Raw genomic sequence first — 12,156 nt, forward strand, 5'->3', positions numbered from 1 at the left:
TACCTCCACTTTTACAAGGTATATACGATAAAAGTGACTACAATAAATCAGAAACTGGTTTAAAACTTCTTCGATGAATTGGGGTTGCGCCGTACTTGTGTAAAGCGTCTAAGTGCTTCTTGGTACCATAACCGGCATTGTTAGCAAAATCGTATTCTGGATATTGCTGATCATATTCTTTCATTAAGTCATCACGATAGGTCTTAGCTAAGATGCTGGCAGCAGAAACACTAGCACTCTTTGCATCCCCCTTGATCAATTTAAGTTGATGGATATCAACATCAATTTGCATCGCATCAACGATGATTTCCTGTGGTAATTCCTTTAATCCTAATACCGCTTCTTTCATCGCTACCCTAGTTGCTTCATAGATATTAATATCATCAATTAACTTGTTATCAGCAATTCCATATGAATAATCAATGGCCTTAGCTTTAATTTGGTCAGCTAATTCATATCTTTTCTTTTCAGAAAGTTGCTTTGAATCATTAACTTCGTAGACATCAAAGTCATGGGGTAATACCACTGCACATGTAACAACCGGTCCAGCGAGTGGTCCTCTTCCAACTTCATCAACTCCCGCAATGACATTAATTCCTTCATTCCAAAATTCATGTTCATACTTTAATCGTTGGTGAAATTCCTCTATTTCATGATTTCTTTTCTCAATCTGTTTAACACGCTGTTTGATTAATTTTTGAACGCCGACTCTACTATCATCTTGATATTTTTGCAGTAGTTTGGATTTTACATCATCAACAGATTTTAAAATTTCTTTGATATCTTTGATTGATTCAGCCATTTTTATTCTTCCTCTTCTGTAGATAGGTCGTTAACATCATCTAGAGTAAAACGGCCAATTTTACCTTTTCTGGAATCTAAAATAATTCTCATTGAAGCTCTTTCGTAATCATCTTGCATGCCGACTTTTTTAGTAATCTTTAGTAGTAAATCAACATCAGATAATTCCATATCATCTTCTGATAGATGGTAACGATCGATTAACTCTTTTGGATTAGTGGTTCTAAAGAAATGAAGAGCAAACAAACCAACATCATCACTGTGGTAAATGCTGTCCTTAATTGCTCCTGTCATCGCTAGCTTGTTAGCAATGTCATCATTTTGGAACTTAGGCCATAAGATACCTGGTGTATCCAATAGTTCTAGTTCATCACTAGATTTTAACCATTGTTGACCCTTAGTAACACCGGCACGGTTACCAACTTGAGCAGCACGTCTCTTAACGATTTGGTTCAATAATGTTGACTTACCAACGTTTGGAACACCAACACAAATTGCACGAATGACCTTCTTATCGAATCCTCTTTCCTTAGCATCATCAATCTTATCAGCTAAGAGGTCCTTAACTACCTTAGTGATGTATTTACCTGTGGTGTTTTTCTTTGAATCAATTGCAATTGCCGCATATCCTTGGTTCTTAAAGTATGATAACCATTGGTTGGTAATGTTTGGGTTTGCCAAATCTGCCTTTGTAAGAATCATTAATCTAGGCTTACCTTGACTAATTCTTGCTACTTCCGGGTTGATTGAACTAAATGGGCATCTTGCATCCACTAGTTCAAATACAATATCTACTAAATGAATATTTTCTTCAAATTGACGAATTGCTTTCGCCATATGTCCTGGAAACCATTGAATCATATTTTATCCGCTCCTAACTTATATATATTAATTGTACTATATTAATCACCAAAAAATGAACCTAAATTCATAGGTTCATTTTTTAGTGTTTACTATTTTGAAAATCCATCCAAGCATCATCGAAAATTGTCATACTTGGTAAATAACTAGCATTTTCTTCCAAGTATTCTGAAATTTCATCATAATCAGTTGATTGCTTGGGAAATGATTGATCGTAAAATGCGTTGTTTGCAAATTGAGCAACCGCTTCGGTACTCTTAGGATTACGTTCAGTCATTAAATACTGGTAAAAACTTTTCATAGTTGCTCCTTTATTGATTAGGAATTAAGACTTTAAATTCAAAGTCACCGTCACCATTCATATCAATCTTATTAGCTTGGTATGAAAGTTCTTTCTTACCACCTAATTTGTTGACATGTAAGATAATGCGACTGTTCTTACTATCTAATTCAACCCACTTTGGAATGTTGTAATGCTTACCAACGTAACCAATTACAAAACGAGGTGGTACGTTTAGCTTACCAACTTCAAGCTTACTTGCGGTTAGTTCCACATCACCATTACTTAATAGATGTGGATCCAAACTTAATAGGTAGCCAACTTTGGAACCTAAGATGGTAATCTTACCATAAACGTAGGCTTGTTTGTCTACCCAGAACTTGTAGTCCATGTTTTTTTCTTTCTTTTCGAACTTTTCTAGGTAGTAACTTGATAATGCGTTAATTTGTTTTTTATTCAAACTAACACTAATTGGTGTATTGTTTTTTGACGCTGTTCCCATTTGTGGATTTACGGTTTCACTATTCATTTGTTTCCAAGCATAGAATGCACCACCAAGTAGTACGATGACTAATAAAATGAATAGGTACTTAAATAGTTTTTTCTCTTTTGCTTTTTCCATTACAATTGCCTCTAATTCCAGTCATTAAATCTAAATAATTGTGATACAAGTCTGTCGGTCATGTAGTTATATCCCTTATCATTTGGATGGAAATGATCATCTGGGGAAATATAATTATTTAACTCACCCTTAGTATCGTCTAATTTTAATATGTCCAATGGATTAAAAGTTACTTCGTCACTTGATTCAACTAACTTTTCTTTTTGAGCCTTACTCTTATATTGTCCATATGATAACGGTGTGATGTCAACAAAATGTGCTTTTTTATTTCTTAGCACAACACCAGAAGTAATTTGATTATACTTCTTAACGTATTGATTAATCACATCAACGTTTGCAAAGTATACATAGATTGGATTATAGATACCAAACACATAGATTGGTGCTTTTTTATTTTCTTTTCGAATATCATTCATTAATCTATTCACTTTGGCTTGATAAGTGATAGAAGCTTGCTTCATCCTGCTATTAAACTTAGTTTTACCATCAACTAAAGCGTTACTTTGTAAGCTTTGTAGTAAGTCATTACCACCAACGGTTAGAACAATAATGTTGGCCTTTTTCAAACTACTTGAAAGACCTTTAACATTGTTTTGAACACGCTTATCGATTTGATCACTACGTTGTCCCGCAATTCCATAGTTAACTGTTGTGACGTGCTTATAACCCTTTGTATTCAATGCCTGTTTAGTTCTTGAGACATACCCACCGGCCTTTTTAGGGTCACCAACTCCTTGTGTTAATGAATCACCTAAAGCAACGATTGATACTTTTTTGTTCTTGCTAACATTCGTAATTTTGGCCTTATGTCTAACGTTTGAATAGACCTGGTAGCTCACACCGGCAATTCCAAATACTACGATCAAAAATAGTATGAATTTAAATATTTTTTTCATAATAATCACCCCATAAAAAAAGGTTATGTAGCAATCCATAACCTTTCTTTATTATTTTATTTACGTTCAAATATTTCAAAACGGTATGGATAAATGTTCTTATCATCAATGATTCCTTCTTTGGTTGATACCAAATCAAATTGACTGTAATCAATTTCTGGCATTTGGGTATCACCTTCAAAGTCGTGGTCGATTACTGTCTTGTATAAACGATCAACGTATGGAAGTAATTCAGCAAAAATCTTAGCACCACCAACAACGAAAATTTCCTTATCGCTAAACTTTTTAGCAAAAGCAAGGAACTCATCTAGAGTGTTAAAGACAACAACGTCGTTGGGATATTCACTTTTATCATGACTAGTCAATACGGTGTTTAAACGGTTTGGTAGTGGGCGCTTAAAGCTTTCGTATGTTGTTCTTCCTGCCATGATAATTTGATGTGTGGTAGTTTCCTTAAAGTACTTCATATCAGCTGGTAGATGCCATGGCAATCCACCATTTAAACCAATAATATGATGATCTGATTCAGCCCATAAAAATGAAATCATTAGTAATATCCCCTTTATTATTTATACAGCAACTGGTGCCTTGATTGGATCATGGTGCTTATAATCGATTACCTTAATGTCGTCCATATCGTAATCAAAAATACTTTCCTTATCAGGGTTTAACCATAACTTAGGAGCTTCGTATGGTTCTCTACTCAATTGTTCTTCAATTTGAGAAACGTGGTTTGAGTAAATATGAGCATCCCCTAAAGTATGGATAAATTCACCAGGTTCTAATCCACATTCCTTAGCGATTAGTGAAGTTAACAATGCGTAACTTGCAATATTAAATGGTACTCCTAAGAAGATGTCACCAGAACGTTGGTATAATTGGCAGCTTAACTTACCGTCGTTCACGTAGAATTGGAACATTGTGTGGCAAGGTGGTAACGCTACAAATGGAATGTCTTCTGGATTCCATGCTGAAACAATTAATCTTCTTGAATCAGGATTTGTCTTGATTTGATCAATTACGTTTTGAATTTGGTCGATGGTGCCACCAGTAGTGGTCTTCCATTTACGCCATTGGCTACCGTAAACAAGTCCTAAATCACCGTATTTCTTGGCAAAGTCATCATCTTCAACGATTCTTTGACAGAATTTTTTCTTTTCAGCTAGGTATTGTTTCTTAAATTCTGCATTCTTTTCAGCTCTCAAACCGAAATCGGTCATGTCTGGGCCAGTGTATTCATCTGATTCAACCCAGTTTTTAAAAGCCCATTCATCCCAGATATGGTTCTTGTGCTTTAGTAAGAATTGAATATTAGTGTACCCGCGTAAGAACCATAATAATTCACTCTTGATTAATCCAAAAGGAACCTTCTTGGTAGTTAATAAAGGAAAACCTTCTGATAGATCAAAACGCATTTGGTAGCCAAATGTACTAATTGTCCCTGTTCCTGTTCTATCTTCCTTACGATGGCCATTTTCTAAAACGTACTTGGCAAGATTTAAATAAGCATCTTCTAACATGTCATTACCCCTATTCAACATATTCGCTTAAATATTCCCAGCGACTAATCTTTTCGTCGGACTGTTTATTTAAGTCGTCAATCTTTAATTGTGTTTCAGCTAGTTTATCATAATCATTTCCCAAATGGGTCATTTCTTCTTTTAATTGACTGATTTGTTGATCTAAATCATCAATGTCTTTTTCTAACTGATCGTATTCCATTTGTTCAGCATAAGTTAGTTTCTTCTTGGTAGTCTTTTCTTCTGCTGGTTTTTGTTCTTCTTTTTTCTTTGCAGCATGTTCAACATGTGCTTGTTTCTTCTCTGTCTTGTTTTGTTCGGCTGCTTGCTTCAAGTAGTCAGTGAACAATCCGACATGACTTTCGATATCACCATCACCGTTAAAGATTAATAGACGGTTTGCAACCTTATCTAAGAAGTATCGGTCATGAGAAACAGTAATTACAGTTCCACTAAAGTGTGAAATATAGTCTTCTAGAACCGTTAATGTGGAAATATCCAAGTCATTGGTTGGTTCATCAAGTAGTAAAACGTTTGGTTGTTGCATCAATAATTTTAATAAATACAAACGACGTTTTTCACCACCAGACAACTTACGAATCAATGTTCCGTGCATGAACTTTGGAAATAGGAATTGTTCCAATAAGTCGGTAACACTAATCTTATTTCCAGTGTTATCTGTAACGTGTTCACCAACATCTGTTAAATAGTTAATTACACGCTTGTCTTCTGGAATTGGTTCGGTTTGTTGTGTATAGTAAGCCATCTTAACGGTTTCACCAATTTCAATGGTTCCACTGTCTAGTGGTAACTTCCCGGTAATTACGTTTAGTAGTGATGATTTACCAGCACCATTTTCACCTGAAATACCGATTCTTTCGTTTCGTTGAACCAAATCACTGAAGTTCTTCAAAATCGTCTTATTGTTTAGGGTTAGGTTAGCATCCTTAATTTCGATAACCTTTTTCCCTAGTCGTTGTTGGCCTAGGTTGATGTCGATATCTTCTTCTGTTTGTAGGTTACCAACATTTTCCTTTAGGTCATTAAAACGATTAATTCTGGCTTGTTGCTTGGTGGTTCTGGCCTTAGCACCCTTTTTCATCCAAGCTAATTCTTGTTTGTAAAGCTTTTGCTTTTTGTGTTCGGCAGCAACTTCTAGGTCAACTCGTTCGGCCTTTTGTTCCAAGTAATCTTGGTAGTTACCTGTGTATTCGTAAAGACTTCCAAATGATAGTTCCCAAATCTTGTTAGCAATTTGATCTAAGAAGTATCTATCATGGGTTACGAATAGTAAAGCACCCTTATACTTAGCTAGGTATTCTTGTAACCATTCGATTGAGTCAAAATCTAAATGGTTGGTAGGTTCGTCTAAGATTAACAAATCAGGTGATTGAATTAATACTTGGGCTAAACCAACACGTCTCTTTTGACCCCCTGATAGTGTGCTAACCACTTGGTTAACGTCATCAATCTTTAGTTGGGTCAAGATGGTCTTAACGTCGTTTTCAGCATTCCATGCATCTTCTTCGTTCATCTTGGCTTCGGCATCAAGATATTGTCTTTCTGCCTTTGGATCATCTGGATGATTGGAATAGTTTTGTAAGGTTTGTTCATATCTTCTGATGGTGTTAAAAATATCCTGACTTCCGGCAAACACAGCTTCTAAAATGGTTAATGATTCGTCCAACCTAGGTTGTTGTTTTAAGTAACCAATTGTGTATGTCTTTGAGGTAATAATTTCACCAGTAGAATCAATATCTTCCTGTGATAAAACATTTAAAAGTGATGACTTACCACTACCATTGGTCCCAATTAAACCAATTCGATCTTGTTCGTTGATGATGAAATCTAGATCCTTGAATAAGGTCTTTTCACCATATGTTTTAGTTAAGCCTTCCGCTCTTAACGTTTGCATGTAATCACTCTTTCACAATTTTTTTCGCAGCTTCAATTAATTCAGCTTTTTCGTTTTGGAATTCTCCGTTCACGATTCCAGTTTCAATTGCATATAATATTTTACCCAATGCTGGACCCGGTTTGACAATACCGTTCTTAATTAAGTCGCCACCATTGACTGCAATTTCTTTTTTGTTTTTGATTGGTAAAGCATCGTATTGAGATACTAAATCTTCTTCGGATTCGGAAAAACCATACATTTTAGCAATGTGGTTAGCCAAAACTAGAAGTTCCTTACCAGTTTCATACATCGCCCATTTGTCTAAAGAATCATCCCTTAGCTTTTCTACGGCCTTTGTACAAATTTCTGTATTCTTAATGATGTCATTAGAAGCCTTCCATGACTTTAGAAAACTGGTAATACCAGTTCTATCAAGGCCAAATTCAAAAGATAGCAATGACCATACTGAAACTTCATCGGATAAGTCTAAATCATCAATCTTAGCAATTGCTTCTAATTCGTTTTGATGACTAGCAAATCCGGGAACGTATTTATACATGTCTGTATTAAGCATGTCTGAGATACCTTGCTTAGGTCTTTTGGCCATCATCATCTTAACAAATTCGGTATAAATTCGTTCTACCGCAATTTTTTCTAACAACGCACTGTTTGATTTGATTGCCGCTAGCGTTTCTGACTCGATATCAAAATCTAGTTTGCTGGCAAATCTCACCGCACGCATCATTCTTAATGCATCTTCATGGAAACGTTCATTGGGGTTGCCAACCGCTCTAATTAGATGATTTTTTAAGTCGGTTAAACCATCGAATAAATCAGTAACATCCCCGTTTTCTCTCATCGCGAATGCATTAATTGTAAAGTCACGACGCTTTAAGTCTTCCGCTAGTGATCTTACAAATTCAACTTTGTCCGGGCGTCTATAGTCTTGGTATCCTGACTCAGTTCTAAAGGTTGTAATTTCATAACCATTTTTTTCATGAATTACCATTACAGTACCATGTTCAATTCCGGTATCCACAGTTTTTTTGAATATCTTTTTAATTTCTTCTGGGTAAGCACTCGTTGCGATATCAACATCATGAATGTCTAGTCCTAATATTGTGTCACGAACACTTCCGCCAACAAAATAAGCTTCAAAACCAGAATCTTCAATTTTTTGCATCACTGGACGAGCTTTTTCAAATTCGTTCGGTAAGTTTTCTATCTTCATCTTTATACCTACTCTCAATACAATCTATATTAAATATTAACAGATTAGCATTACAATTTACAGATTGAAGTTTGCTAACTTTAGTGCTGTAATAGGAATAAATAACTATTAGGAGTTGAACTAGCCAAATGTTTAATGATTATCCATATCAAGATACTTTTGAGATTGATTTACAGAATAAAGGATTAGCAAAAGTAACTATTAACGAATACACCAAAATCCTTTCTGACATGTTTGACTACCTATCCGATTTCAATAAGGGCTATCAAGAAAATCATAAAGTTAGTAACTTGTTTAATCGTGATATTGAAGAATACCTTCAAATGCTTTTAGACGAACGCAAAATCAACCATAACACTTATAACAAGGTCCTATCACACATTAATGTCTATTTTAACTACCTGTTCACCCATCAATTGAATAATAATTTACCGACAATTGATATTAAGGGCTTAAAACACGAACCTAAGAGTGAATTAGATACTTCCTGGTTAGATAAGCTAAATGACATTCTAACTGACGCAAACGTCCATTTTTACGCTAGAATGACCGTTTTATTAATTAGTAAGGGATTCAAATCTGAGGAGTTCCTCCAACCTGGTTTTTATCGATTATTTAATCAGATTACATTCTCTGATGAAGAAAAAGTGTTCATCAACTTATTTGATAAGTTCATTGAGCCAATTCAGTTAAAGCAAAACAGTCAAGATATCTTTTTAAAACAACGACTTACTAAGGATCCACACATCACTTCTGCTGGATTGCATAAATACCTAACCCCTAGTGAACAATATCTAGGATTTTCACTTAGCCCATCTGAACTATTCAAGAGTTATGTCGTTGATTTTATCAAAAAAAATCCAGACCTAAGTGACTCAAAACTATCAAGTCAATTAAATCTGGATTTATCATCGATTAATTACTACAAAGGATTAATCAAAAAAGACTAATCATCCATGTATTCATCAAGCATAAATGCAGCTTCATCATCATTTGGTTGAAGTTGAACATACTTTTTAAGAAGTTCATACGAATTATCGCGATCACCGTATTCACGGAAGAATAATGCTGCTTGTTTTAAGAAACTAGCATTATCAGAGAAATATGGCTTGGCTGCTAGGTAATTCTTGTGAGCTTCTTTTAGTTTATCTAACTTGTCGTATGAAACGGCTAGGTTCCAGTAGAATTGTGGATCCAATTCGTGGTTTTCAATGTAACTATTCAACAATTTAATGTTTTCTTCATAGTCTTCCTTGGCAACCAATAGGTTAGACATTTCCAAGACAATTTCAATATCGTCTGGATCAATTTCGTTTCCTTGTTGTAGGTATCCCAATGCTTCATCGTTTTCGGAAAGCTTAAGTGCTTCACGGGCTGTCGCTAAGAATAGCTTTTCGTTGTATTGGTCAACGCTTAGCCCTTCTTGCAATACACGATATGCTTCTTCTTGTTTATTTACGGCATCTAATGCTTGTCCCAAGTATGGGTAAAGTGTTGCGTATTGAGGATCTGAATCACGAAGTTCTTCAAATAAATCAATTGCTTCGTCGTATTCCTTTAGTTGTAGGTAAGTGAACGCTGTTTCGAACTTAACGTCTGAAGACATATCAATTGTCTTAATTTGCTTTAGGTATCCAATTGCATTTTCAAAGTTACTGTCATTAGCGTATGAAATCCCAATTCTTTCAACAATGTTAACAGCTGATAGATTGGTAATTCCCTCTTTGATCAAACTTAAATACAAAGGAATAGCCTTATTGTATTCACCCATTGTGTAATACAATTCCGCCAACGCAAATGTGATTACTTCCTCGTCAGGTGCTAATTTTTTAGCTTCTAGCAGCTTTTCACGGCTAACTTCAAATAACTCCTGAGTTTGGTATAAGTCGGCTTGAACCATCAAAGATTTAAGATAAGCAGGTGAATCTTTGCTAATCTTGCTTAATTGTTCCAAAGCTTCATCAGTATTACCTTCACTGATTAAAATATCAGCGATGTCGGTTCTTAGTTCGTCTTCATCAGGGAACTTCTTCAATAGCTTTTCATATAGTTCCTTGGCTTGGTTGGTGAAACCATATGAGTATAGTTCTTCAGCAAGTGAGTACACCATTTCATCGCTATCATGGTGTAATGCTAGATTATATTGTTTATTAAATTCATCGATTTTTCCTTCTTCAAGGAATTCTAGTGCTTTTTGTGAGTAGCTCAAAAATCTCGCTCCTATCATTTAAAACATATAAAAAAAGGCCAGCCCGTAAAACGGACTAGCCTAATTATAGCATACTGTTATTATTTAACAGCATCCTTTAAAGCCTTACCTGGTTTGAATGCAGGTACTTTGCTTGCAGGAATTTGAATTTCTGCACCAGTTTGAGGGTTACGACCCTTACGAGCAGCACGTTCACGTACTTCGAAGTTACCGAAGCCGATTAATTGTACCTTTTCGCCCTTAGCCAAACTACCTTGGATTGAATCAAATACAGCATCAACTGCTGCAGTTGCATCCTTCTTAGTTAAACCAGTTTTAGTAGCAACACTACTTACTAATTCTGCCTTGTTAGCCATGTGTGTTTCACCTCCCACAATGTTCGGAAAACAATCTATGCTTTTCGACTTATGTAATCACAACAAATTAATGTCATTACAGTTATTCAAGATATCACATAAATGCCCGCAATTCAACGATTTTTAATATTTTTTAGCATAAAACATTAAAATTTTTTGCTAAATAACCTTTATTACTTACGTTTTCTAGAAATGATTTTAATCGGAGTCCCAGAAAAGTCAAAGTGTTCTCTAATTTGATTTTCGATATATCTTCTATATGAGAAATGCATTAGTTCTTCATCATTTACAAAGATAACAATGGTAGGTGGTTCACTAGTAACTTGGGTTGCGTAGTAAATACGTAACTTTCTACCATTGATACTTGGTGTTGGTGTCATGGCAATTGCATCCATCAATACATCATTTAGCATTGATGATGAAATACGCTTAGCGTGGTTGTCATAGACACGTTTGATCAAGTCAGGAATTTGGCTTAGACGTTGCTTAGTCTTAGCTGAAACAAACAAGATTGGAGCATATGATAGGTATTGGAATTGACTTCTAATCCCTGCTTCAAATTCTTGTTGCGTCTTACTGGTCTTCTTCAAAGTATCCCATTTGTTAACAATGATAATGACACCTTTCCCACCTTCGTGGGCATAACCAGCAATACGCTTGTCTTGTTCACGAATACCTTCTTCAGCATTTAAAACGATTAAGGCAACATCACTATTATCGATGGCTTTCATCGCTCTCATTACTGAGTATCTTTCAGTATTTTCGTAAACCTTACCACGTTTTCTTAATCCGGCAGTATCCACCATGGTGAATTCTTGACCGTCTTGTTCAAATTCAGTATTAATGGCATCTCTAGTTGTTCCGGCAACGTTTGAAACGATTACTCTATCTTCACCTAAAATGGCGTTAACAAGTGAAGATTTACCAACATTAGGACGTCCAATCAAACTAAACTTGATGTTGTCGTCATTTTCTTCTTCTGTTTTTTCATCGAAGTTCTTAATAACTTCGTCCAATAAGTCACCTAGACCTAATCCATGGGCACCAGAAATTGGATATGGATCGCCAAATCCTAAGGAATAGAAGTCATAGATGTTAGCGCGACTTTCAAAGTTATCAACTTTGTTAACTGCTAAAACGATTGGCTTATTGGTTCTGTATAAAATTCTGGCAATATTATCATCAGCGTTAGTAATTCCTTCTTTTCCATTAACCATGAAGATAATTACATCAGCTTCATCAATTGCGATTTCTGCTTGTGCAGTGATTTGTTTAACGAATGGTTGATCACCGATTTCAATACCACCGGTATCAATCATACTAAATTCGTGTCCTAACCATTCACCGTGAGAATAAATTCTATCTCTGGTAACACCAGGAGTATCTTCAACGATAGAGATTCGTTCCCCAGCAATACGGTTAAAAATTGTTGACTTTCCAACGTTTGGTTTTCCAACAATTGCAACTGTAGGTAAACTCATTT

General features: G+C 35.4%; 13 protein-coding genes. 1 reads left to right on the top strand and 12 read right to left on the bottom strand.

Features of this window, described 5'->3' with window-relative positions:
- Positions 1–37: 37 nt before the first annotated feature.
- The 9 genes from RZ78_RS03890 to RZ78_RS03930 form a co-directional block, all read right to left on the bottom strand.
- A complete protein-coding gene (locus tag RZ78_RS03890) occupies positions 38–802 on the bottom strand; it encodes a ribonuclease HII (RefSeq protein WP_054608187.1) in 765 nt (254 codons plus the stop codon).
- 2 nt (positions 803–804) lie between these two features.
- Entirely contained in the window at positions 805–1,662 is an 858-nt protein-coding gene (gene ylqF / locus RZ78_RS03895; protein ID WP_054605602.1) for a ribosome biogenesis GTPase YlqF, read from the bottom strand.
- A gap of 82 nt (positions 1,663–1,744) precedes the next feature.
- Positions 1,745–1,963, bottom strand: coding sequence for a YozE family protein (locus RZ78_RS03900; protein WP_034530821.1), 219 nt, complete (start codon positions 1,961–1,963; stop codon positions 1,745–1,747).
- Positions 1,964–1,973: 10 nt separating this feature from the next.
- Positions 1,974–2,564 (bottom strand): YpmS family protein, encoded by a 591-nt coding sequence (locus tag RZ78_RS03905; protein WP_053792735.1) that lies wholly within the window; start codon positions 2,562–2,564, stop codon positions 1,974–1,976.
- Between the two features lie 11 nt (positions 2,565–2,575).
- Complete coding sequence (locus RZ78_RS03910) at positions 2,576–3,430, bottom strand: GDSL-type esterase/lipase family protein (RefSeq protein ID WP_191978838.1); 855 nt, start codon at positions 3,428–3,430, stop codon at positions 2,576–2,578.
- Positions 3,431–3,516: 86 nt separating this feature from the next.
- The gene (locus RZ78_RS03915; protein ID WP_053791792.1) at positions 3,517–4,008 is read right to left on the bottom strand and encodes a dihydrofolate reductase; all 492 of its coding nucleotides are present in this window, start codon (positions 4,006–4,008) and stop codon (positions 3,517–3,519) included.
- Between the two features lie 21 nt (positions 4,009–4,029).
- Positions 4,030–4,980 carry a thymidylate synthase gene (locus RZ78_RS03920; protein ID WP_054608189.1) on the bottom strand — a complete coding sequence of 317 codons (951 nt, stop codon included), beginning with the start codon at positions 4,978–4,980 and terminating at the stop codon, positions 4,030–4,032.
- 10 nt (positions 4,981–4,990) lie between these two features.
- Positions 4,991–6,895, bottom strand: coding sequence for an ABC-F family ATP-binding cassette domain-containing protein (locus RZ78_RS03925; RefSeq protein ID WP_054608190.1), 1,905 nt, complete (start codon positions 6,893–6,895; stop codon positions 4,991–4,993).
- 4 nt (positions 6,896–6,899) lie between these two features.
- Positions 6,900–8,108: a CCA tRNA nucleotidyltransferase gene (locus tag RZ78_RS03930; RefSeq protein ID WP_054608191.1), complete on the bottom strand. Its 1,209-nt coding sequence runs from the start codon at positions 8,106–8,108 to the stop codon at positions 6,900–6,902.
- A 128-nt stretch (positions 8,109–8,236) separates the two neighbouring features.
- On the opposite strand from RZ78_RS03930, the gene RZ78_RS03935 reads away from it, so the two are divergent.
- Positions 8,237–9,058: a phage integrase N-terminal SAM-like domain-containing protein gene (locus RZ78_RS03935; protein ID WP_054608192.1), complete on the top strand. Its 822-nt coding sequence runs from the start codon at positions 8,237–8,239 to the stop codon at positions 9,056–9,058.
- On the opposite strand, the gene RZ78_RS03940 is transcribed toward RZ78_RS03935, so the two are convergent.
- From RZ78_RS03940 to der, 3 genes are all read right to left on the bottom strand, one after another.
- A complete protein-coding gene (locus tag RZ78_RS03940) occupies positions 9,055–10,317 on the bottom strand; it encodes a tetratricopeptide repeat protein (protein WP_054608193.1) in 1,263 nt (420 codons plus the stop codon). The two genes, RZ78_RS03935 and RZ78_RS03940, sit on opposite strands and share 4 nt — an antisense overlap.
- Positions 10,318–10,397: 80 nt before the next feature.
- Positions 10,398–10,673: an HU family DNA-binding protein gene (locus RZ78_RS03945; protein ID WP_034530808.1), complete on the bottom strand. Its 276-nt coding sequence runs from the start codon at positions 10,671–10,673 to the stop codon at positions 10,398–10,400.
- Positions 10,674–10,846: 173 nt separating this feature from the next.
- A complete protein-coding gene (der, locus tag RZ78_RS03950; protein WP_034530806.1) occupies positions 10,847–12,154 on the bottom strand; it encodes a ribosome biogenesis GTPase Der in 1,308 nt (435 codons plus the stop codon).
- Positions 12,155–12,156: the final 2 nt, after the last annotated feature.

The sequence above is a fragment of the Apilactobacillus kunkeei genome (genome assembly GCF_001308195.1).
GTDB lineage: Bacteria > Bacillota > Bacilli > Lactobacillales > Lactobacillaceae > Apilactobacillus > Apilactobacillus kunkeei_C.